This is a genomic window from Microbulbifer variabilis, assembly GCF_020524905.1.
Lineage (GTDB): Bacteria > Pseudomonadota > Gammaproteobacteria > Pseudomonadales > Cellvibrionaceae > Microbulbifer > Microbulbifer variabilis_A.
Map to the genome: position 1 here is coordinate 156,239 of NZ_JAIVKI010000005.1, position 23,698 is coordinate 179,936.

Consider the following 23,698-nt stretch of genomic DNA (forward strand, 5'->3'; position numbering starts at 1 on the left):
ATCCCTAACAGACGGTGCCAGCAAAATCTTACCATTCATAACCGACACCCACGGTTACCTTGGTATCTTCCTTTTCGCTCTCCAGTGACGGGGTATTGTCATATTGCCACTGATAGCCAATTTCCATTAAAACACCTTCCACCAAGGGGGTACGCACCCCAAATTTGGCATTCGCCTGGTAGTCATCTCCGTGATCAAAAGATTGCAGTGTTTCCTGGTCAAAGTAAATCTCCGGCCCAAGGGAGAATTTATAGCGGTAATTCATTGCTATACGGCCCGCAACATACTGGTCATCCTGGCCTTGACTCAGTTCCGTATCGATAAAATCTTCCTGCAGGCTACTGACACCGCCTTCCAAGGAAAAAGCTGTTTTATCGGTATCGTAAAACAAGTAACCCAGACCGAGACCCATAGTAGTGCCCAAATCTAAGTTCCGTGCCTCCTCGTGTTCGAGCGCAGTATTCGCCGCGGCAAACCATTTTTCCGCAAAGATCCAACGGAGATCATAAGTGAACTGATATTTTTCCAAGTCACCGTCCGCTTCGCTGTCCTGATTCTGATAAAGAGCACCGAGCAAGTGATGGAAGTCCCCGTGACGCACATCCAGGTTAATATTCGCATCCAGGTCTTCGCGCTCACGGTTACCGGATTCGAAGACCCCGCCCGCACTGACATTGCCATGGAATACCACTGGGTTGCTGACAAAGTAGGGATAGGGCTCCGCGCGCTCAACCCCAGGGAAATCAATCAGCCAACCATCTCCCTCGGCGCAATAGACCTCCCACTGCTCCTGGTGGTGGCCCGCCAGAGTACAGGGCTCATCGCGCCCAGCAATTTTTAAATCGGTATCAACATCCATGGAGACAACCTTGGATTTATTGACTTTCACCTGGCCGAAAGTTTCCGACTTCCAAACTACCTGTTCGGAATCAACCAAAACCAACTCTCCCTGGATCCGATCTCCATTCTCAAGGGTGAGCACTCCGGCATGAAGCGGCAAGGGGGCCAGACAGAGAAGTGTGCGCGTGAAAAACCTGGACAAACATGTCGATAGAACCACAGGTGGACCTTAAAGTTTCTGGGTGAACCAACAGTGAAAACCGTTCTAAGAAAAACGGAACAAGCTGCAATAATGCCATAACTGTCAATAATCTGGCACGCCGTTACTACTCAGCAGTCCATATCAAAATACGGACACGGCCACTTTAGATGCTCATTTATAGCCTATACGGCATCAATTGCGGCAAACTGAGGCTAACTTCCGGCAAATGGATTAGCAGAGAGATTTTGTGAGCGAAGAACAAACTAACAATGCACTTGCCAGGATATGTCGCGTTTTGGCCTCAATCCCGAGTGGCTATGTAGTCACTTATGGAGATTTAGCGGAGATGGCCGGCTTTCCCAGGGCAGCCCGGCTCGCCGGCCAACAACTGAGGAAGTTACCCAAAGACACCAATCTCCCCTGGCACAGAGTGATCAACGCCCAGGGTCGTATCTCCCTACCTGAACCCGGAGCCTCCCGCCAACGGGAACGACTACAGAAGGAAGGAGTTAGTTTTCTTAAAGGGCGAGTGGATATGGCAAGATATCGGTGGAAACCCTAGATCTGGCACCCGGTGATTAAGATAAAGAATGATATGGCTTGTAGCATCATGCCTCTTCGCCCTCCCCCTTCCACGGGGCCACGGCAAAGAGTAACAACATCCCCGGAACCGCAAGGGCAGCACACAACAAAAAGAAATTGGTCCATCCCATTGCCTGCACCAAATATCCCGTAGAGGCATTGGCAAAAGTTCTGGGCAGGGAGGTCAGCGCGGTAAAGAGCGCTAATTGTGTCGCAGTATGTAATTTACTGGTGGTGCGAGCAATAAAGGCAATAAACACCGCCGTTCCAAGCCCCACTCCCAAATACTCAAAAACAATAACTACTGCCAATAGCCAGAGGCTGGGCTCAAAGCCAGGGGTATCGACCAAGCCCTCATTCGCCTGGGCCAGAAGAATAAAGCCAAAGATAGAAACAATCTGAACAACACCAAAAATCCACAGGCATTTATTGATCCCTATTCGCACGATTAACAGCCCACCGAGAAAGCCACCAATCACCGCCGGCCAAAGCCCTGCATTTTTAGCAACAATACCGATATCTGTATTGGAATACCCCATATCCAGGTAGTAAGGCGTCGCCAGGGCCGTGGCCATGCTATCGCCCAACTTGTACAGAAACATAAATGCCAGCACCAGGATGGCGTGCCTAGCACCATTGCGACTAAAAAACTCCACAAAAGGCAGAACAATAGCTTCACGCAATGATCTTGGTCGAGCTGCTGGGTGCTGCGGCTCAGAAACGATCAATGTCATAAATACCGCAATCAGCATAAAGGCTGCCGTCACCCAAAACACCTGCCCCCAGGCCAGGTGATCAGAGAGAATTAAGCTGAGAGACCCCGGCACTAAGCCGGAAATACGGTAGGCGTTGGCGTGAAAGGAGTTGCCGAGCCCCAACTCCCAGTCCGGTAGGATTTCCCGGCGAAAGGCATCCAGGACGATATCCTGGCTGGCACTAAAAAAGGCAACGCCAAAGCACAGAGCCGCGATCGTCCAAATTTTAAATTGGGGGTTGAACATCCCCAGTGCGCCAATAAAGACTATCAACAGGAGCTGCATCACCAACATCCAGCCCCGGCGCCTCCCCAGTATCGGAAAGGCGTAGCGCTCCATTAGCGGCGCCCAAAGAAACTTCCAGGTATAGGGCAATCCCAGTAGTGAGAAAATACCAATCGTCGCCAGGTCCACACCTTCACTTCTCAGCCAGGCAGGCACCAGCTGTATCAGTACAAACAACGGCATCCCAGAGGAAAAGCCGGTGCCGATACAGATCAGCATGCGCCGGTTGAATATCGCTTCCCTGACTGTTTCGTGAGCCATAGCTTGTCGCGTTTATTCGTTAACTCTGCAATTGAAAATGTGCACTCTCCTACTCCCCATAAGGGGAAACCCGGATACGGAAGAGTAATAACGATGCTCAGGAGAAGTAGTGGTTTTCCCCTCCACCAACATAGACATAAGCCAGCGAAAAAGCTCGGTGACAGCCGTCACCCCGTGCACAAATAACTGGCAGTAAAAAACGTTAAAGGCCACTTATTAGTGGCCAAAAGGAAAATAGATAAGAGCTTCTTCAAGAAAACAGGAAGAGAGAGGGTATCTTATAGCCCCGATGGGGCTTTAACCTGGCTGTGGCTGTTCTTCACTCCAGCCGCGTCTCTCCCGCCGCCAAAAATAGATAGAAAGGAATATGGCCGGCAGCCCCATTAATGCCGCGTAGATAAAGAAGTGGGCGTAGCCCTGAGCATCCACCACGATACCGGAGAAGCCGCTGATAAATTTACCGGGCAACGTCATCAAGGAACTAAAAAGTGCGTATTGTGTGGCGGTGTAAGCCTTGTTGGCGAGGCTGGAGAGATAAGCAATCAAAACCGCATTGGCGATGCCTCCGCTGATATTGTCGGCACTGATCACCAAAGCCAGCCAGGCCTTGTCAGGGCCAATAAGCGCGAGCTGGGCAAATAGGAGGTTGGTACACGCGACCATCACCGCGCCGAGGATCAGGGGGCGCATAATGCCGTAGCGCACGACGAACAGCCCACCAAGAAACGAACCGAGGACCGTGCAGAAAAACCCAAAAACCTTGCTGATCTCGGCGATTTCGGTCTTGGTAAATCCCAAATCCAAATAAAAGGGATTCGCCATTATGCCCATGGCAATATCGCTGAGACGGAATATTCCGATAAAAATCAACAAGACAAGGGCAAAACGACCATTGCGCTGGAAGAACTCAATAAACGGGCAGGCCACCGCTCGAATAAACCACTCCTTAAGGCGACTGTGCTCTCCTTTGCCAAGCAGGCGCTCAACCCATTCATTCTGCATGCCCTCCGCCTCGCGATTGACCTGGGAGTGATCGGGCTCGGCAATCGCCAATGTGGTCATCACACCAATGCCCATCAATCCCGCCATCGCCAGGTAAGATACCGACCAGCTGGCAATATCCGCGATAAAGAGCGCACCAGCGCCGGCCACCAACATCGCTACACGATAGCCAAAGACGTAATTCGCCGCCATGGCGCCCTGATAGTTTTCATCGATCGCTTCGATTCGATAGGCATCAATGGCGACATCCTGCGAAGCCGAGCAAAATGCCACCCACAGCGCAAGCAGGGCCACCTCGGTCAGGGCCAATTGTGGGTTTACGCTGGCCATTCCGACAATTCCAAGGGCTATACCTAGTTGGGAGACCAGCATCCAACTGCGGCGTTTACCCAAGCGCGCAATTGGAGAAGGCAGACGCAAGTGATCGATAATCGGTGCCCACAACACCTTGATTGAAAAGGTGATACCCACCCAGGCAAAAAAACCTATGGCTGTGCGACTCACACCGTAATCGCGCAGCCAGGCGGTCAGAGTGGAAAAAACCAGCAGTAGAGGAAGTCCAGCTGAGAAACCGAGGAAAAACATGGTGAGGACTTTGGGCTTCAGGTAAACCCGCAGTGTCTGCCCCCAGGTTAAGTTCTGCTGCATGTTTTCCAAGTTCACTCCCGAAGCCCACAGGCCACTCAATCAGCTCATTGTTTGTTCTTTACCGAAGCTAGGACAACTCAGTGGCCCCACAGAACCTCCAGCTCGGCTTCCGCCAGTTTATTGGCATTGACATTGAAGCCTACCTTGGCGGGGGAGGAGTTTTCATCCAGCGGCAGCGAATCCACCTTTAGGGCATAGACCCGGAATCGGTAGTGGTGATCGCCGTGACCTTTTGGTGGGCAGGCACCCCCATAACCGGGGTTGCCATAATCATTGCGCCCCTGAATCGCCTCAGGTATCAAGCCATTTTTAAGATCACCCGCCCCCTCCGGCAAACTGGTTACATCAGCGGGGATATTAAACATCACCCAGTGCCACCAACCGCTACCAGTGGGCGCATCGGGATCATAGACCATCACCGCATAGCTTTTAGTTCCCTCCGGGGCACCACTCCAACTCAATTGGGGAGAGAGGTTCTCCCCCCCACATCCACTGTACACATGGGCCAGTGGCATCTTTCCACCGGGTTTCAGGGAGCTGGAAGAGAGGGTCAGCTGTCCAGCCTGTGTAGCCATTGTCGCCAGGAAAAGGGCTGATGCCAGCAGGCCTTTACTGAGTTTGCGGTAACTAAAACGGCGAAATCCTAAATTCATTTCCAATGCTCCCAAAGTTATTCTTCTACACCGTTATTCTTCTACACCGGCCAACAGGTTCGAGGCCTTATCCAGATCCATATTGCCGCCGGTGAGGACAATCGCAACATTCTTATTGCGAAAGCGCGCACCGTGCTCAAGTACCGCAGCCAGGCCAACCGCCGCAGAGGGCTCCACCAGTTGCTTGGTGCGTGTCCACAACAGTTCCATTGCCCGCACGATACCATTTTCAGAAACTGTCACAATATCCCGCACGGTGCGACGAATCACGGAATAATTCCTGCGTCCCAGTGTGGTGCGCAGACCATCGGCAATGGTATTGGGTTGCTGGGTAGTGATATGCACACCACCGCGCAGAGACCTTTGGGCGTCATCAGCACCTGCGGGCTCAGCGCCAATCACCAACACATCCGGTGCAAGGGCCGTCATGGCCAGACCGATACCTGCCAGCAACCCCCCACCCCCTACCGGAGCCAGGATCACATCTGGAGTGAAGCCCCGGTCTCGACACTGCTGCATCATCTCCAATGCAACGGTGCCCTGCCCGGCGATAATGCGACTGTCATCAAAAGGCGGTACCACATGAGCGCCAGTCTCCTCTACCACCGCTTGCAGTGCGGCTTCACGCTCGGTTTGGCTGGGACCACAAATGACAATTTTGGCGCCGTAACTCTGCAAAGCCACTCGCTTGGCCCTGGGCGCCGTCTCTGGCATCACAACAATACAAGCTAGGCCGCGCTCAGCTGCCGCCCAGGCCAGGGCCGCACCGTGATTTCCCGAGGAATGTGTTGCCACCAGTTGAGCCCCATCGGGCAGATTGGCAAGGGCGTTGGTGGCACCGCGGGCCTTGAAAGCGCCGACTTTTTGCAGGTGTTCACACTTGAACCAGAGATTAGCCCCCCCTATTTCATCGAGTAATTGGGAGCGAATGAGTGGCGTTCTATGAACAGAGTTGGAAATAGTTTGAGCGGCGCAAAAAACATCCGCACTGGTGGGCAGGTCGTTACGGTCCGATGGCATAGCTTTCTTGATCTAAATAATTTTTGCTGAATGTACCAATTCACTCCCCTAAAAAACCAGTAAATTTCCCTCTTCCAGCCACAAGCTTCAGCGTGTCTACTTCTGCAACATTCTCAACAAACTAAATTTTCGTTTATTGAAAGGGGCGTAACGTAGATTGAAATCCAAAATATTCTTGCGCTTCATTACGGCCTTGTAGTGACTGAAAGTTTTAAAACCATGCTCTCCGTGATAGCAGCCCATTCCGCTGGCTCCCACCCCGCCAAACGGCAGATCTTGGGCCAACATAAACATCATGCAATCATTCACACAGGCGTTACCAGAGCTACAGCTTGAGATAATGCGATCGGCTAAGTCATCGCTTTTGGTAAAGATATACAGGGCTAGTGGTTTTTCTCGTTGATTGACAAAAGCCTCTACCTTACCAAACTCATCCAGCTCGATCACCGGCAGGATTGGCCCGAATATCTCCTCTTGCATCACAGGCGCCTCAAGATTGACATTACGCATCAGAGTCGGTGCCATATAACACTCTTCAATATCTACATCGCCGCCGTAAATAACATCTCCACCACTGAGAAGATCCGCCAGGCGCAGCGTATGCCGGCTATTGACGATGCGCCCATAGTCAGGGCTCTTCTGTGGGTTCTCGCCAAACATTGCTATCAACGCTTGCTGAATAGCCGGTACCAATAAATCGGCGGTATGCTGGGTGCACAGTACATAATCCGGTGCGATACAGGTCTGCCCCGCATTGGTGAACTTACCCCAGGCGATGCGACGGGCGGCGAGCTCAATATCGGCATCGTCCGCCACGATACAGGGGCTCTTGCCCCCGAGCTCCAAAGTAACTGGCGTCAGGTGCTTGGCTGCGGCGGCCATAACAATTCTCCCGACCCGACCACCGCCAGTGTACATAATATGCTCCCAGCGCTGCTCCAATAGCTCAGTGGTTTCGGCTACAGCGCCCTCAACACAGGCAAACGCATCGCGGTCGAGATAACGCGGCAACAGATCTGCGATCAATTGAGAGGTATTGGGAGCCAGCTCTGATGGCTTAACCACAGCACAATTTCCCGCAGCGATTGCGGGAACCAATGGCGATAGCAGCAATTGCAAAGGATAGTTCCAGGCGCCAATTATCAGAGCCACTCCGAGAGGTTCTGGACGGATATAGCTAGCTGCGGGCTGGGTCAGTAATGGTGAGGATACTTTGCGCGGGCGAACCCAGCGCTTCAAGCGCTTGAGGGTATGATCGATATCACTGTAGAGGAAAGCGATCTCAGTCAGATAGGCTTCCTGCGGGGCCTTGTGTAAATCTTCCTTCAGGGCACGAATAAAGCGGGCTTCATTTTCACTGAGCATTTTGCGCAACTGGCTCAGCTGCCGACGCCTCCAACCCAGTTCTACAGTGACACCGCTGCGAAAATAGGCCCTCAGGCCGGCAACCAAGGCTGCGGCATTGCCACCACTTCCCACACTGAGATCTGACAGCATTTGCGCTTCCAGTAATGAAACCTTCAACCCTTTATCCCCCAATGAGTATATGTCTCCCGCAGCCAGGCCTAGGACCGGGCTTCTGCAGCGGGCGCAATCTTCTTGGAAGTTGGTTATAAGTCAAGCAACTGGTAGCAATTTCTCCCAATAACTAACCAAAAAAAAGAATTTTGATCCCAAAAGGTGCAAGTGTTCACACTCAGAAAAATAGGACTGCCAACGCCAGTACGGTTATCCAAAGCAACAGGGATCTGGATAGCAGCGCCTGTAAACCCTCAATTTCCGCACCGCTTTGGCGCTGGATTTGGGAGAGGTCTGCAGTGGCGCTGCACTCATTGGCGTCAATACCTCCCAGGGCGCCCTCAAGATAGGCTTCAAGCACCTGGGCAGTATCTCGCTCCCGACACATCAGGCACTGCCTCCAGGCCCGGTAACATCCGGCAAAATTTCCGACAATTGCGAAGCTGAGCCCCATCACCCGCACAGGTACCCACTCCAACAACCACAACCAGCGCGCCGCCGCAGTTTCATTCTCGGTTCCCCGAACTCGCTCTGCATACAAGGCACTTAGTCGAAACAACAACGCCCCAGGAATTCCCAGCAAAATAAACCAAAACAATACGGCAAAAAGCCGCTCAAAAGCACAGTATGCCGCACCACGAAAGACCTGTTCATGCAGGCGCCCACCCTCGGCAACGCCTTCGTGAATTTCTCCCAGCAGGGGGCTTGCCGCTTCAGCGGCACCTTTAAAATCGCCCCGGTACCAATTGCGTAGATAGGCGCTCAAGATGTCATTAAAGTTGCCACGCCCCAGGCAGTAGAGAAGCAGGGGAATACTCAGCAACAGCACCCCCAGAGCACCGGAGGAAGATTCTACTAAAACCATTGCCAATGCCACGGCCAAAACTGGCGGCAGGACACTGAACCCGAGCTGCAAACCCTCTTTTCCGCGCAGCTGGGAAAGCCCCTCTATATAGGCACTCCAGCGATCAAACCAGTGATCGCGGTGCAAAGGCGCACCCGATCCCCAAATTTGTACCAAGGCCAAAGTTAATAAAATAATCAGCAAGGTCATAACGTTGCCGCGATAATCTTCAAAGAATTTAAATTGCCGACACAAAGGTGCCGGGGCCCGATTGTAATGCTGTCTCAACACAGACAGTAACAGCAGGTTTGCGCCAAAACACCGCGCTAAGATTACCCGGAGATTTTTTTCACTTCCCCCAGGTAACGCTCCCAGTCAAAACCCGGGCCTGGATCTAACTTGCGCCCAGGTGCGATATCGGAGTGCCCGGTAATTTTATCGATCCCTATTTCTGGATAGGCTTGCATAATGGCGCGGGTCACCTCTGCCAGCGCCAAATACTGGGCATCGGTATAACTATCCGTATCCAGGCCCTCCAGCTCGATACCAATGGAAAAGTCATTGCAATTGCTGCGCCCCCTGAATTCCGACTTGCCCGCATGCCAGGCACGTCGATCCAGCGGCACATACTGGGTAACGATGCCATCGCGATCGATAAGTAGGTGTGCAGAAACCTGTAAAGCGGCAATTTCTGCAAAATAAGGGTGGGCATCGATATCCAACTGCCCCAGAAAAAACGTATCGATATAGGGGCCACCATACTGGCCAGGGGGCAGGCTGATACTGTGAATCACCAACAGGTCCACAGGGCAGTTTTCCGGCCGGCTGTTGCAGTGAGGGCTGGGAACCCGGCGCGCCCCGGATAACCAGCCGGCATCCACTTGATATTTCAATCTGCGATCTCCGTTCCAAAAAACTAACACCCCGAATAGCTCGGGATTTCAGCAGTAACCATTTTATGGAAGGGTTGATCGATATGCCAATCCGTTTGGAGCTGTCACGCGACAGAAGTGGCGGCCCAGCAGCAGACCGACCGGGCATAATAAATTGGCTCTTTATGCCTTAACGCTGTTCACTGCGTTTTTTGCGCACGTTGCCGATCACCGACTGCAGTGCGCGTTCAAACAACATACCATCGTCTAAGGGTAACAACTGTGCCGAGCGCAAGGCATGCGCCAATTCCAAACGACCAAATTCCGCCACCTTGGCGCCATTGCGGTTTACAAAAATAAACTGGTCGATATCGCGGATCACCGCCGCCAAACGGCAGCGGAACTGCTCGTCCTCGGAGCGCTTCAACTCGAACCAACTGCCCTGGGCCAGGCGGAAAGTCATCTGCCAATGGGGGTCGTCTTCGGCAAGCTGTGTCAGTCCCTGTTCCTCAGTAGCAGGGGAAACCTCTGCCTGGGCAACGGCCTGCTCTATCTCCTCCATGGGCGGCACAGCAACTTCCGCTTGGACTTCGATACTGTCGACTTCTACCCGATCATCAGTCCGCAAGACTTCGGCTACTTGTGACTCTGCACCAGCAATTAAATCGGACACATCGGACGTTTCAGCTGGAGCTTCCGTCACAGCTTCCACAACAGTGGCCGCCTGGACTTCCCGTGCTACCTGCTCTTTGACCAGGCGCTCGCGCTCCTCAGTCAGGCGTTGCGCCAAGGCAAAGCGCTCGCGGTAAATTTCTTTAAGGCCGGCAAACAGGCTGCGCGCCTCGAATGCGTTGTAGGAAAGTGCCTCGATGCCTTCTCGCAGGCGCTCCTGCAAAGAAGGCAGCAGGCTCAAAAGTTGTTTGCGTGCCTCCGGCATCGGTGCCTGCACACTCCAAACCAGATCCCGAGCGGTACGCACATCTCGACTCCAGGTCTCGCTGTCGGTGCCCTCTTTAACGCAGGTGAGGAACAATACGTTATTCCACACCTTGTTGAGCCAGTCCTGCACTACTGGTGGCAGGTCGCGCTCCGCCACTAACGCATCCATTACAGCGGCAACTCGTGCCCGCGCAGCCTGGGTTTTTGCGCGACCATCGGCCTCGTCCACCACCCGGCGCTCTAGCATCTCAGCACGCTTGCGCTCGCGGGCAATAAATTCACGCAGGGATTCCAACAGCGTCGAAAAGATATGGATGTCCTGATCAAATTCATTCAGGGCGCGCTCAACAATCTGTGAAATCTCGCGATAAAGCGGGTCGGACTCATAACTTTCAGGCGGCTGCCAACCTGTCGCTGCATCGGCGAGCTCATTGAGCAGCTTGCGCGCGGGATGGCCCCCCTTACTGAAAAAGGATTTGTCGGCAATAGCCACTTTCAGCAAAGGCAATTGCAGACGCCCCAACAGAGTTTTGATTGGAGCTGCGAGGCTACGGTCTTCCAAAATGAAGGAGAACAACATCTCCACCAGTTTGATGACATCGCTGTCCACTTTTGCCAACGATGCCGCCTGGTTGGCCTCTATCAGACGCTGCTGCAATAGCTCTCCCACGTTGAGCAGCTGGGCAGCACCGCCGCCCTGGTAATGAACGCCGTTTTGCAGGGCCCCCAGATGGCTGAGCAGATCTCCTGCCGGCATGGGCGCCATACCCGCGGTAGCTGGTATAAGGCCCGGCGCAAAATGACCACTGACTGCAACGCCCTGGGCAATTTGGCCCTGACCTTCACCCGCAACTGCCGGGGCCTGACTACCACTTGGACCTCGCGCACTGTAAACAGAGCGCTGGCGCGCAGCGCGCTGCTGCTCCCTCAGGTAGGGCAACACCCCCTGCTCCACCAGCAACTGGTTGCAAAATTCATAAAAACCCCGCAGCTGCTGCATCACCAGCTGCTCAAATTTTTTCAACAGGGTGAGGCGGGCGCGGATATGCAGGTCGAGGGGCTGGATAGCCTCCACAAAGGCATCGCAGATAACATCTGGACCGAGGGGATTATTCTTGTCGTAAACTTTAACCGCATAGAGAGTGTCCAGGCGAAGGCACAACTCGGTTAAAGATTCTGCGAAGTCGCGTTTGGCATTGGCCACCATAGTATCTGCGGCCACCAATTGCTCGAGGTCATCGTTATGGACCAGCGATAGATTATCCGAGACGAAACTGGCCTCGGCCTGAGCCTCCTGGCGAATCTGAAAAGCCTGTTGGACACTGTCGATAAAACGCTCGGCGATATTGCGACGTTCAACCCGCAACAGACGCAGGGCCTGGAACAAGCCGTCCTGCTCCTCCTGGCCATGGGCCCGCTCGGCCATAGCGAAAAGTGAGTCATCTACTTTGCCGAACAGTGCCTTGACCCGCTCGAACAGCTCGGCGCAGGCCTTCTCTTTCAACATTGAAACAGCCGACGGCAGTACTGCAGGCTTGCCCGTAAGCCCTGCCGACCGCTCTGCACTTTTTTCTGAAAGGGAAACTACCTTGCTGGATTCACTCATTTCCAAGAGGTCCTTCAAATACCATCCGGCTTTTACATATTCGCTGGCTTAAATCTTGTTAGCCGTATAAGTCGCGGTAAATAACCAAGCCTTACTTTTTACCCGCACCACTTCTATCAAAGGGAGACTACGGGCAGAGCAACACTTCGCCACCCTAATTAAATTTTGTCGGCATTCCGCTCAAAAAAAACCAATAACTTCTTGATTTTGCTCAGATTTCGAGCTTTTTAATGCAGACGAGTTGAATAGTGAGGAAGAGGTTAGCACGCGCTTGCATCGATACCTATTTGCCAAGAATTTTACCCATGATAACCGCCCTATTGACACAGTTTCGCGACACATTTGAGACACTTGTCACAGCGAAATATTGGGGCAACTGTTAACGGGACAATTGTGCGAAGTGCGACTGCATTCGGCTCCAGACAATCCAAACCCTATGGGTTTTGGTAAACTGCCCGCGCGTTTATTTTGAGATTTGCCAATGCACCCTAAAGACTCCACCATCCCGAACATCATGACCGACCTGCAAAGGGCTGTGCGAACGGCACTGGAGGAGGATATTGGCAGTGGTGATATTACAGCCCAGCTGATCCCGGCCGATCGCAGTGCCCGCGCCCGCGTAATCACCCGCGAGGACTGCACCCTGAGCGGACGCGCCTGGGTTGAGGAGATCTTTCGGCAGCTAGATCCCGATCTACAACTAACCTGGCATTTTGCCGATGGCGACAAAATTGCCGCCAACAGTGTGATTTTCGAACTGCAAGGCAATGCCCGCACAATCCTCACTGGAGAACGCACCGCGCTCAATTTCCTGCAAACCCTGTCGGGTACCGCCACCACTGCCGCAGAGTTTGCCACCCGCGCTGCCGGTACTGAAGTGAAAATCCTCGACACCCGCAAAACCATTCCTGGCCTGCGCAGCGCGCAAAAATATGCCGTATTGTGCGGTGGTTGCCACAATCACCGCATCGGCCTGTACGACGCTTTCCTTATTAAGGAAAACCATATTGCCGCTGCCGGCGGTATCGACAAGGCGGTAGCTCAGGCGAGAAGCATCAAACCGGATGCGCTGGTAGAGGTTGAGGTAGAAACCCTTGAGGAACTGCAACAAGCACTGGATAGCGGTGCCGATGTGATTATGCTCGACGAATTCAACGATGCAGACACTCGCAGCGCTCTGGCATTGGCCAAAGGGCACGCGAAAATTGAAATTTCCGGTAGTGTCGATCGGGAGAGAATTGCACAACTGGCAGAGCTGGAAGTCGATTACATTTCCTCTGGCAGCTTGACCAAGCACCTGCGCGCTATTGATCTATCCCTGCGTATCGACTTTTAAGCACGCTCAGAAAGGGGCACGTTAAAACGGGGCACGGCGCTATATTGCGACTGCGGTGCCCCATAAACAACCCATAGTCATCAGTGATGATGGTGGTGGCTTTCTTCCTGGGACTTCTCTTCGACAGACTCCACAGTATTCATTGCGCCGTGGTTGCTGTGATCTCCGTGACCACCATGGCCGAGGGCACCCCACAAAGTCCAAAATCCAAACAGCATAATTGCAGCGGCAAACCCCAGGCGAACCCCTGGCTTCTGCACAATATTACGCACCTGCACGGCGGCGGCACCGGTCGCCAACATGGCCGGCAAAGTGCCCAGACCAAAGGCGAGCATCGCCAGCGCCGAACGCTCGGCGCTGCCCTGAGCCAGGGCGAAAGTTAAAGCGCTGTAGACCAGGCCGCAGGGTAGCCAGCCCCATAGAGAACCCAGGGCAACGGCCTGGCCGGCAGAACGCACTGGCAGTAATTTTGCCGAAAGCGGCTGCACGTAGCGCCAGAGGTATCTGCCGCCTTTCTCCAGCCACACCAGGCCGCGCCAGATACCCGCCACATAGAGCGCCATCACAATCAACATAATGCCTGCGGCAAACCGCAGGGGCGTCAACACCGGAATAACCGCCGCCCCCAAGGCACCGGCGAGCCCACCCATTAATGTGTAGCTGGCAATGCGCCCTAACTGATAAGAGCCCAATTGCACCCAGGCGGTCTGCCTACCGGGTACTGCCATACCGAGCGCGCCGGAAATCCCTCCACACATACCGATACAATGACTACTACCGAGAAAACCGATGGCGAGCGCAGCCGCCAAAAACCCCCAATCCCCCACGAATTACCGCTCCTTTTCCTCAGTCTCTGAAGATGACGCCTGCAGGTCATCGTCAAATAAAATCCGCCGCCCCTCGGTTTCCAGGTCGTCGTACTGGCCGTTGTTCACGGCCCAGAAAAAGACTTTAACGGCGAGAGCGACGAACAACACCGCAATAGGAATCAGGAAATAGAGACTGTCCACACATCACTCCTCTGCATTAATCCGCCAAGCCGGGACGGAGATTAGGCACAACTTGGGTGGCATCTTCTGCCGATGGTGCGGCTCGGGACAAGCGCAATGCATTGATTACCACCACCAGGGAGCTCACAGACATACCGATAGCGGCAGCCCATGGGGGTACTAGGCCACATACTGCCAGAGGCAGTGCGATGGCGTTATAGCCCAGAGCCCAGGCCAGGTTTTGACGGACCACCCGACGACACTTGCGCGCCAGGGCGACTGACTGTGCCAATACCCGCAGATCGCCATTAAGCAGAATCGCGTCGGCGCGTGATTGGGCCAGATCGGCGGCAGACATCATCGCTACCGAGGCGTCCGCACCTGACAGCACCGGTACATCGTTGAGGCCATCCCCCACCATCAGGACCTTTTCCCCAGCATCCTGCAGCTGCTTTATATGAGAGAGCTTGTCTTCAGGCGATGCGCCAGCACGGAAACCATCGATTCCCGCTTCATGGGCCAAGCGTTGCACCTCCCCCGACTCATCTCCACTCAACAATTCAGCCGACAAGCCCATCTGCTCTAACTCACGCACGGCTTGAGCGGCAGACACCCGCAATTGATCCCCAAGGACGATCCAGGCGATAGCGCCTTGATCATCGGCGAGCAACAACCACTGCCCCTCCCCTTCGGGAGGGGAGTCGGACTGAGACACGGCAAAATCCGCCCGCCCCAAACGATAGCGGTTGCCCTCTATCAGCCCCTCCAGGCCACAGCCAGTATGAACTTTGAGTTGGCTCGCGGTCAGGTTGCCGCGCCAGGCTCGAAATGCTCGCGCTAAGGGGTGATGGGTTTGCGATTCGAGGGCAGCGGCCACATCCTTGACCCGCTGCTCAGCCCAACCATCACGCAGTAAATCAATACGCAAGATGCGCGGCTCACCGCGCGTTAATGTACCGGTTTTATCAAACACCACGCGGCTGATACTCGGCAAAGTCTCTAAAAGACTGCCGCCGGCAACCAGAAGTCCCAACTCCTGCAGCCGCAGAGTCGCCGAGGCCAATGCCGCAGGTGTCGCCAAAGACAGGGCACAGGGGCAGGTCACCACCAATACCGACAGAGCTACCCAGAAAGCCCGATTCGGGTCCAACTGCCACCAAACAGCGAAAGCCCCCAAGGCCGCAACCAGCACCACCCCGACAAAAATACCGGCAACCCGATCAGCCAGGGCTACCTGAGCCGGCTTCTCCAACTGGGCGCGCTCCACAAGGCGCTCGATCGCCGATAGCCGTGTGGATTTCCCGGCTGCGGTGACGCGCACGGTAAGGCTGGAGTCGCCGTTGACACTGCCCGCATACACATGGCTGCCCACGGACTTCTGCTGCAGGGCCGACTCACCGCTGAGCAGCGATTCGTCCACACCACTCTCTCCTTCAAGCACCTCGCCATCGGCGGGAATTGTGTCTCCGGGGCGCAGTAAAATCCGGTCGCCTACTGCCAAGGCAGCCACGGGAATATGTTCAATTTCAGCGCCGTCATATCGGGCCGCGGTCATCGGCAACAGCTGGGCCAGGCCGCCACTGGCGAGTCCGGCGCGGTGGCGCGCGCGCATCTCGACGGTGCGCCCCAGCAGCAAAAAGAAGGTGAACATCGAGATGGATTCAAAATACACCTCGCCGGTACCGAATACGGTGGCATAAAAACTGGCACTGTAGGCCAGGCCAATGGCGAGGGAGACCGGCACATCCATGCTCAGATGGCGCGCGCGCAGGCTGCGCAGGGCCGCGCTGAAGAAAGGCCGCGCGGCATAGAACACTACGGGAGTTGCTACCAACAGGGAGACCCAGCGGAAGTAGCGCTCAAACTCGCCCACATCGCCGCTGCCGGCACCGAAATAGAGGGCGATGGCGAACATCATCACCTGCATAGTGCCGAGACCGGCAACACCCAGGCGGCGCAGGGCGGCACGATGCTCACTCTGAATCACACGTTCCCGATTGGCAGCAGTGGCCGGCGCCGGGCGATAGCCAATGCGCTCCAGCGCTTCAAACAGGGCGCTGGGCTGCAACTGTTCGGGGTCGAATACGATTTGTGCACGCTGGGTACTGGCATTGACCGAGACTTTCTCGATGCCGGCCAGTTGGCCCAGATGCTTCTCTATCAACCATACACAGGCGGCGCAGGTAATACCGCCAATCAGCAGGGCCGCCATCTGGCGCCCCCCCTCCCAGTCGTGCACGAATTGCTGCTGTACCTCGGGGAGGTCGTAGGCGCTCCAGCGATCCTGTGGCTGCTTCTGTTCCGGGCGATCACTTTGTTTTTCCCGGTAGCGGTAGAAACCATCCAGTCCACCAGAAACGATCGCGCTCGCCACGGCCTCACAGCCCGGGCAGCACATGCTGCGCGGGGCACCTTCAATTACAACCGAGTGGTTACTGCCAGCGGGAACGGGAAGCCCGCAGTGATAACAGGGGGAGGTCATTGACTACCGGGGTTCATGGGCGCCGCATTGCCCAGATCGAAGTTGATCTCGCCTTTTAAGCGCCACTCAGCACTCTGGTGCTCATGCGGGTCCAGTTCTGGCATCAGACGCAGGTACCAACGGCTTTTTAATGCGCCCTGAACTTCACCGGAATAACGCCCCACTGAGAGTTGTGATAATACGATGTGCTGATCGAGATCCTCTTCCACCGGGTGGCTCAGGGTGAGCAGCAATTTTTCTGGATAATCAGCATTGCCATTGAGCTCGACAGTAACATTGCCCTCCGCACGCTGGAACTGCACCAGGGCGGCCAGCCCCATGGCTTTGGCCCGCTGGTCCTGCTCGGCAGAAAAGTGGTACATGCGGCTGTCTTTGTAGTAGGTATCGCTGACTTGATCATCAGCGAAGCGAACGGCAATAGAGACCGTAATAGAGGAGACTACAATCACCGCAATCAGCGGTGCCAGGACCATCCAGGCCCAGAATTCCCGATACCAGGGTTTCGACGTTGGTTCATTCATCGCGTTACCAAATTACCGTTTTGTGCAGAAAAGCAGAGCCCGCCAGGGCGGGCCCGTACTTTGCAACGGGAACGGTGTCCCGTCTACTGCTTAGGACCAATAAATACCGTTCGATGCTTAGTGACCAACTCCGGGTCGTCGACAGCCTGCACCACGATTTCGATATCGTGCTTGGTATCCTTCAGCTGAGTCTTGGGCACACTCACCCGAATCGGCACCGGATAAATTTCACCGGCCTTCAGGTAGATGTTACGCGGCTTGCGCACCGAATAGTCATAATTCGGGTTGCCCTCAATAAGGATCGTAAACTCATGGGCCGCCTGATCCATATTGTTGATCTTCACGGTGTATACGTTCTGCACCACCCCGCGGGATACCCGGAACATACGGGCACCACGGTCACGGGTGATCTCCGCCTCGATAGGGCTGCGAGTTGCCACCTGATGCGAAAACAATCCTACCATGGCTAGCAAAACGACTGCGTAGCCAAACAGGCGCGGTCGCAAAAAGTTTGTCTTGCCAGTCTGCAGCTCGTCCTCGGAGGTAAAGCGAATCAGACCGCGCTCATACCCCATCTTGTCCATCACGCTGTTGCAGGCATCGACACAGAGGCCGCAGTTGATACATTCAAACTGCAGACCATCGCGAATATCGATATCTACCGGGCAGACCTGTACGCACCAGTAGCAGTCGATACAGTCGCCCATCCCTTCGGCTTTGTAATCCACATTCTTCTTGCGCGGTCCGCGAGTCTCACCACGTTTGGCATCGTAATAGACTGCGAGGGTGTCCTCGTCATACATCACCGACTGGAAACGCGCGTAGGGGCACATGTACTTGCACACCTGCTCGCGCAGGAAACCAGCGTTCAAGTAAGTAGCGAAAGTGAAGAAGGCAACCCAAAAAGCACCCTGTGGATGGGCGTTAAAAGTAGCCAGATCCACCACTAGATCGCGTATACCGTAAAAGTAACCGACAAAGGCCAGGGCCGTGGCCAGCGAGATCAACAACCAGATAACATGAGTGCCCCCCTTCCGCAAAATCTTTTCTGCGTTCCAGGGTGCTTTATCCAGCTTCATACGCTTATTGCGGTCGCCCTCACAGACCCGCTCCGCCCACATAAACATCATGGTCCACACGGTCTGGGGGCAAGTGAAACCACACCAGACCCGTCCCATCCAGGTGGTAACGGCAAACAGGGCGAAGGCTGCAATGATCAGCAACCAAGCCAGCAGGAAGCCATCCTGTGGGCCAAAGGTTGTCCAAAGAATATGGAATTGGCGGGTGGGAAGATCAAAAAAGACCGACTGGCGCCCGTCGATATTGATCCAGGGGATAAAAAAGAAAGCCAGTAACAGCGGCAGGCCTGTGTACTTGCGAATTCGGGTATAAATACCGCGAATATGGCGAATATAAATCTTGTCGTCCGACTCATAGAGCATGCGGTAGCGAACTTCGCCATTACCTTCCTGCTCTTCGCGGGTGGGAATCAAGTCACTCACAAAAACCTCACTCTCACACGGGCAAAAACTGCACGCGGGCACAGGTAGCCACTTATGTTGAGGCTTTTATCTCCGTCCCTGCAGCACCCGGAGCTCCTTGTATAAAAATAAGGCCCGACTAATTAGGCGGGCCTTATTCGATTACTGCTGTTCTTCGTCCTGTTTGGACAAGCTGTAGACATAGGCCGCCACCAGGCGGATCTTGTCTTCACGCAGTTTCTCCTTCTGCGCTGGCATCTTATTCGAGCGCCCACCGCGAATGGTGTGCTGAATCTGCTCGCGGTTGCTGCCGTAGAGCCACAAGTCATCGGTCAGGTTAGGTGCGCCGATGGCCTGGTTGCCCTTGGCATCCAATCCATGACAGGCCATACATACGGTGTTGAACACCTTCTGGCCCTCGGCGGCCATCGCCTTGTCGTGCTCCAGGCCATTGAGGGAGAGCACAAACTCGGCGGCATTGCGCACACCCTCTTCACCGATAACCGGCCCCTGCGGAGGCATCATGCCCTGACGACCATTATTAATAGTCTCCAGAATTTTCTCCGGGGTGCCGCCGTAAAGCCAGGCGTTATCTGTCAGGTTGGGGAAGCCGAAGTTACCGCCGGCATCCGCACCGTGACACACAGCGCAGTTGTTGGCGAAGATCCGCCCGCCCATTTTCAGTGCTTCTGGGCTCTGGGCAATTTCCTCAATGGGCATATCGAGGTATTTGCCAAAGTGCTCATCGAACTTCTCTTGGGCTTTTGCTTGGGAAGCTTCCAGTGCACCGACAGATGACCAGCCCCCCAGACCCTTGAAGTTACCCAAACCTGGATAGATCACCAGGTACGCCGCTGAAAACACCAGTGTGGCGATAAACAGCATGAACCACCACTTGGGCAGAGGGTTGTCGTACTCCTCGATGCCGTCGTATACGTGGCCGGTTGTTTTATTTTCCGGTTCAGCCTGGTCGTCCACTGCCACTTTTCGGTTGGCGAACAGCACCCAGGTAATCAACGCCAGATTGGCGAGGGTGAGCACAATAACCCACAAACTCCAGAATGTACTCATTACTTGTCCTGCCCCTGTTTTCGTTCAGTCCCGGGCTTTTGCCCGGATTTGGATTCATCCTTCTGAGCGGCTGACGCGTCCTTGTCGGCTTGTTGCTCATCATCGGCAAATGGCAAATTGGCATCCTCTTCGAAGCGCTTCTTGCGCTTCGGAGAGAAGGCCCACCAGCAGATAGCCAGGAAGGCCAGTGATCCGATAACCAGTCCGATTTCCCGTAAAGTTTCGATAGTCACGAGTTTCCTTCCTCGCTATTAGCGTTTTTGGGTGACCAGAGTACCCAGCTGTTGCAAGTAAGCGACCAGAGCATCAATTTCCTTCACCTTGCCGCCGGCGAAAGGTTTGGCCGCATTGGCGATATCATCATCGGTGTAGGGGACACCCACCAGGCGCAGGGCTTCCATTTTGCGTGCGGTGTAGTTACCGGTAACCACGTTGTCGAACAACCAGGGGTAGGCCGGCATGATGGATTCAGGCACGACGCTGCGCGGGTTGTACAGGTGGGCACGCTGCCACTCATTGGAGTAGCGGCCACCCACGCGGGCTAGGTCGGGACCAGTACGCTTGGAGCCCCACAGGAAGGGGTGCTCGTACACGGATTCCTGAGCCATGGAGTAGTGACCGTAACGCTCCACCTCAGCGCGCAGCGGACGCACCATCTGCGTGTGGCAAACGTGGCAGCCTTCGCGAATATAGATATCGCGGCCTTCCAGCTGCAGTGCGGTCAGTGGCTTCTGGCCCGGCAGCGGGGTGTAGTTAGCCTTGGTAAAGAACTGCGGAACAATCTCCACCAGAGCACCAAAGCTGATGGCGATAATGGTGAAAAAGATCATCCAGCCGATGTTTTTTTCTACGATGTCATGATTCTTCACGATCTAAACTCCTATGCCGCAGGCACTGCTCGAACGGTGTTATCGGCTTCGGTATCGTTTACTTTTTCGGTAATCGTGCGGTAAACGTTGTAAGCCATCAGCAGCATACCTACCAGGAACATGGCACCGCCCAACCAGCGCACCACGTAACCCGGGTGGCTAGCCACAACACTCTCAACGAAGCTGTAAGTCAGGGTGCCGTCGGCGTTGAAGGCGCGCCACATCAGCCCCTGGGTAATACCATTTACCCACATGGCCGCGATGTACAGGACAGTACCCACAGTCGCCAGCCAGAAGTGCGCGTTGATCAGCTTGGTGCTGTACATTTCGCGACGCTTCCACAGAACCGGAACCAGGTGATACAGAGCGCCGATAGAGATCATCGCAACCCAGCCCAATGCGCCGGAATGTACGTGGCCAACAGTCCAATCGGTGTTGTGAGACAGCGCGTTCACAGTCTTGATGGACATCATCGGGCCTTCGAAGGTGGACATGCCGTAGAAGGACAGGGATACCACCAGGAAGCGCAATGTCGGATCGGTGCGCAGCTTATGCCAGGCGCCAGACAGAGTCATGATGCCGTTGATCATACCGCCCCAGGAAGGCGCTAGCAGGATCAAGGACATTACCATCGCCAGGCTCTGCGCCCAGTCGGGCAGCGCTGAGTAGTGCAGGTGGTGACCACCGGCCCATACGTACAGAGAGATCAAAGCCCAGAAGTGAACGATAGAAAGCTGGTAGGAGTAAACAGGACGACCTGCCTGCTTGGGTACGAAGTAGTACATGATGCCGAGGAAGGCCGCAGTCAGGAAGAAGCCTACCGCGTTGTGGCCGTACCACCACTGGATCATCGCATCCTTGGTACCGGAGTAGATGGAGTAAGACTTGAACGGAGCAACCGGAATTTCCAAATTATTAATAATATGGAGTACGGCGATGGTGATGATGTAAGCACCGAAGAACCAGTTCGCAACGTAAATATGGGAGGTCTTGCGCTTCATGATGGTGCCGAAAAACACCAGCGCATAAGCGACCCAAACTACGGCGATCAGGATATCGATCGGCCACTCCAGTTCAGCGTATTCCTTGGTGGAGGTGAAGCCCATCGGCAGGGTAATTGCCGCTGCGATGATAACGATCTGCCATCCCCAGAAGGTGAAAGGAATCAGCCAGCCACCCCAGAGGCGTACCTGACAGGTGCGCTGCACCACATAATAGGAGGTGGCAAACAGAACACTACCACCGAATGCGAAGATAACCGCATTGGTGTGCAGTGGCCGCAATCGCCCGAAATGGGAGAAGGGCTGCCAGAAATTATTGAGCTCTGGCCAGGCCAGCTGAGCTGCAATCAATACGCCCATGCCCATGCCAAAGATGCCCCAGACCACGGACATGATGGTGAACTGGCGCACGATTTTGTAGTCATAGTCCGGCACATGGCCGGTCTTTGCCACCGTTGTCGTCATGTTTTTACTTCCGTTGCTTTTAAAATTCGGATCCACTGAGCGGGCCTGGCCCACCACTGGGTCTGCGGCAGTTATGTATGAAGCTACTTGTGAACCTATCTACGAAGCCACGGGCATACACACAACTGTCACTGTTGGCCGGATAAGGATTTAAACGCATCCCTCACCGGCCTTGGCTGATCTAAATCAACTAAGTCGACTAAATCAACTTTCTTCCTTTACCGGCGGCAATACGCAGGCGCAGGGCGTTGAGCTTGATAAAGCCCTCCGCATCTTTCTGGTTGTAGGCCCCGGCATCGTCCTCGAAGGTAGCGATGCGCTCATCAAAAAGGCTATCAGCAGAGCGGCGCCCAACAGCGCTCACACTACCCTTGTAGAGCTTCAGGCGTACTTCACCATTTACCACTGCTTGAGATTCATCAATTGCGGCCTGCAACATGCGGCGCTCTGGAGACCACCAGTAGCCGTTGTAAATCAAGTCGGCATAACGCGGCATCAGGGAATCTTTCATATGTGCCACTTCGCGGTCCAAGGTGATGGACTCAATAGCGCGGTGTGCCTTCATCAAAATCGTGCCGCCAGGGGTTTCGTAACAACCGCGGGACTTCATACCCACATAGCGGTTCTCCACGATATCCAGACGGCCAATGCCGTTGGCCCCGCCCAGCTTGTTCAGTTTTTCCAACAGGGTGGCCGGGCTCAGGCGCTCGCCGTCGATAGAGACCGGATCACCTTTCTCAAATCCGATAGTGATATAAGTCGGCTCATCCGGCGCGGCTTCAGGGCTCACACTCCAGCGCCACATATCTTCCTCGGCCTCAGCCCAGGGGTCCTCGAGAATGCCGCCCTCATAAGAGATATGCAGCAGGTTGGCATCCATCGAGTAGGGGGACTTTTTCTTCTTGGAAGAGAAGTCCACGGGAATTTTGTGCTGCTCGCAGTACTGCATCAGCTTTTCGCGGGAATTTAGATCCCATTCGCGCCAGGGCGCAATAACCTGAATCCCTGGCTTCAGCGCATAGGCACCCAACTCAAAGCGCACCTGGTCGTTACCTTTGCCGGTGGCGCCATGAGAAATGGCATCGGCGCCGGTTTCGTTGGCAATCTCAATCAAACGCTTGGCGATCAACGGGCGTGCAATAGAAGTGCCCAGCAGGTACTCGCCCTCGTAGATGGCATTGGCGCGGAACATTGGGAAAACGAAGTCCCGCACATATTCCTCGCGCAGGTCATCGATATAAATCTCTTTAACCCCGAGGGCTTCAGCCTTGGCTCGCGCCGGCTCAACCTCTTCACCCTGGCCAATATCCGCGGTGAAGGTCACCACTTCACAGTCATAGGTATCCTGCAACCAGCGCACGATTACTGAAGTATCCAGTCCGCCGGAATATGCCAGTACCACCTTCTCGATTTTGCTCATTGCTGTCCTCTGCTGCCGGATTTCGTCACCACGACC

The 23,698-nt window shown here is 54.6% G+C and carries 21 protein-coding genes; 2 read left to right on the forward strand and 19 right to left on the reverse strand.

From position 1 onward, the window contains the following. Positions 1-28: 28 nt before the first annotated feature. Positions 29-937 (reverse strand): DUF481 domain-containing protein, encoded by a 909-nt coding sequence (locus LC073_RS08495; RefSeq protein ID WP_226646079.1) that lies wholly within the window; start codon positions 935-937, stop codon positions 29-31. Between the two features lie 352 nt (positions 938-1,289). Here LC073_RS08495 and LC073_RS08500 point away from each other — a divergent pair, with 352 nt between their 5' ends. Further along, a complete protein-coding gene (locus LC073_RS08500; protein ID WP_226646080.1) occupies positions 1,290-1,604 on the forward strand; it encodes an MGMT family protein in 315 nt (104 codons plus the stop codon). Positions 1,605-1,650: 46 nt separating this feature from the next. Here the strand turns inward: LC073_RS08500 and LC073_RS08505 are convergent, their stop codons facing one another. The 8 genes from LC073_RS08505 to LC073_RS08540 form a co-directional block, all read right to left on the reverse strand. Further along, a complete protein-coding gene (locus tag LC073_RS08505; RefSeq protein WP_226646081.1) occupies positions 1,651-2,925 on the reverse strand; it encodes an AmpG family muropeptide MFS transporter in 1,275 nt (424 codons plus the stop codon). Between the two features lie 297 nt (positions 2,926-3,222). After that, a complete protein-coding gene (locus tag LC073_RS08510; RefSeq protein WP_226646082.1) occupies positions 3,223-4,575 on the reverse strand; it encodes an AmpG family muropeptide MFS transporter in 1,353 nt (450 codons plus the stop codon). A 77-nt stretch (positions 4,576-4,652) separates the two neighbouring features. Next, positions 4,653-5,228, reverse strand: a complete 576-nt coding sequence (locus tag LC073_RS08515) for a YbhB/YbcL family Raf kinase inhibitor-like protein (protein WP_226646083.1) — start codon at positions 5,226-5,228, stop codon at positions 4,653-4,655. A gap of 33 nt (positions 5,229-5,261) precedes the next feature. Next, the gene (locus LC073_RS08520; RefSeq protein ID WP_226646084.1) at positions 5,262-6,248 is read right to left on the reverse strand and encodes a threonine/serine dehydratase; all 987 of its coding nucleotides are present in this window, start codon (positions 6,246-6,248) and stop codon (positions 5,262-5,264) included. Between the two features lie 96 nt (positions 6,249-6,344). Continuing rightward, positions 6,345-7,772 (reverse strand): aldehyde dehydrogenase family protein, encoded by a 1,428-nt coding sequence (locus LC073_RS08525; RefSeq protein ID WP_226646085.1) that lies wholly within the window; start codon positions 7,770-7,772, stop codon positions 6,345-6,347. A 172-nt stretch (positions 7,773-7,944) separates the two neighbouring features. After that, positions 7,945-8,820 (reverse strand): regulatory signaling modulator protein AmpE, encoded by an 876-nt coding sequence (ampE, locus tag LC073_RS08530; protein WP_226646086.1) that lies wholly within the window; start codon positions 8,818-8,820, stop codon positions 7,945-7,947. Positions 8,821-8,942: 122 nt separating this feature from the next. Beyond that, positions 8,943-9,503 (reverse strand): 1,6-anhydro-N-acetylmuramyl-L-alanine amidase AmpD, encoded by a 561-nt coding sequence (ampD, locus tag LC073_RS08535; RefSeq protein ID WP_226646088.1) that lies wholly within the window; start codon positions 9,501-9,503, stop codon positions 8,943-8,945. A gap of 169 nt (positions 9,504-9,672) precedes the next feature. After that, positions 9,673-12,027 (reverse strand): DUF1631 domain-containing protein, encoded by a 2,355-nt coding sequence (locus LC073_RS08540; RefSeq protein ID WP_226646090.1) that lies wholly within the window; start codon positions 12,025-12,027, stop codon positions 9,673-9,675. 481 nt (positions 12,028-12,508) lie between these two features. Between LC073_RS08540 and nadC the strand changes: the two genes are divergently transcribed. Then, positions 12,509-13,363, forward strand: a complete 855-nt coding sequence (gene nadC / locus LC073_RS08545) for a carboxylating nicotinate-nucleotide diphosphorylase (protein ID WP_226646092.1) — start codon at positions 12,509-12,511, stop codon at positions 13,361-13,363. Between the two features lie 80 nt (positions 13,364-13,443). On the opposite strand, the gene LC073_RS08550 is transcribed toward nadC, so the two are convergent. The 10 genes from LC073_RS08550 to LC073_RS08595 all read right to left on the reverse strand — a co-directional run bounded on the left by LC073_RS08550 (position 13,444) and on the right by LC073_RS08595 (position 23,662). Then, complete coding sequence (locus LC073_RS08550) at positions 13,444-14,190, reverse strand: sulfite exporter TauE/SafE family protein (RefSeq protein WP_226646094.1); 747 nt, start codon at positions 14,188-14,190, stop codon at positions 13,444-13,446. A 3-nt stretch (positions 14,191-14,193) separates the two neighbouring features. Then, positions 14,194-14,373 carry a cbb3-type cytochrome oxidase assembly protein CcoS gene (ccoS, locus tag LC073_RS08555; RefSeq protein WP_226646096.1) on the reverse strand — a complete coding sequence of 60 codons (180 nt, stop codon included), beginning with the start codon at positions 14,371-14,373 and terminating at the stop codon, positions 14,194-14,196. A 16-nt stretch (positions 14,374-14,389) separates the two neighbouring features. Further along, positions 14,390-16,834 (reverse strand): heavy metal translocating P-type ATPase, encoded by a 2,445-nt coding sequence (locus LC073_RS08560; RefSeq protein WP_226646098.1) that lies wholly within the window; start codon positions 16,832-16,834, stop codon positions 14,390-14,392. Continuing rightward, positions 16,831-17,355 carry a FixH family protein gene (locus LC073_RS08565; protein WP_226646101.1) on the reverse strand — a complete coding sequence of 175 codons (525 nt, stop codon included), beginning with the start codon at positions 17,353-17,355 and terminating at the stop codon, positions 16,831-16,833. Before LC073_RS08565 ends, LC073_RS08560 begins: the two co-directional genes overlap by 4 nt. An 83-nt stretch (positions 17,356-17,438) precedes the next feature. Then, positions 17,439-18,857, reverse strand: coding sequence for a cytochrome c oxidase accessory protein CcoG (gene ccoG / locus LC073_RS08570; RefSeq protein WP_226646103.1), 1,419 nt, complete (start codon positions 18,855-18,857; stop codon positions 17,439-17,441). Between the two features lie 141 nt (positions 18,858-18,998). Next, positions 18,999-19,907 carry a cytochrome-c oxidase, cbb3-type subunit III gene (gene ccoP / locus LC073_RS08575; RefSeq protein WP_226646105.1) on the reverse strand — a complete coding sequence of 303 codons (909 nt, stop codon included), beginning with the start codon at positions 19,905-19,907 and terminating at the stop codon, positions 18,999-19,001. Next, the gene (locus LC073_RS08580; RefSeq protein WP_226646106.1) at positions 19,907-20,140 is read right to left on the reverse strand and encodes a cbb3-type cytochrome oxidase subunit 3; all 234 of its coding nucleotides are present in this window, start codon (positions 20,138-20,140) and stop codon (positions 19,907-19,909) included. The genes ccoP and LC073_RS08580 overlap by 1 nt, the downstream gene beginning before the upstream one ends. Before the next feature lie 18 nt (positions 20,141-20,158). After that, the gene (gene ccoO, locus LC073_RS08585) at positions 20,159-20,776 is read right to left on the reverse strand and encodes a cytochrome-c oxidase, cbb3-type subunit II (RefSeq protein WP_226646107.1); all 618 of its coding nucleotides are present in this window, start codon (positions 20,774-20,776) and stop codon (positions 20,159-20,161) included. An 11-nt stretch (positions 20,777-20,787) separates the two neighbouring features. Then, positions 20,788-22,242 (reverse strand): cytochrome-c oxidase, cbb3-type subunit I, encoded by a 1,455-nt coding sequence (gene ccoN, locus LC073_RS08590; RefSeq protein ID WP_226646108.1) that lies wholly within the window; start codon positions 22,240-22,242, stop codon positions 20,788-20,790. Positions 22,243-22,441: 199 nt separating this feature from the next. After that, positions 22,442-23,662, reverse strand: a complete 1,221-nt coding sequence (locus tag LC073_RS08595; protein WP_226646109.1) for an argininosuccinate synthase — start codon at positions 23,660-23,662, stop codon at positions 22,442-22,444. Positions 23,663-23,698 lie beyond the last annotated feature (36 nt).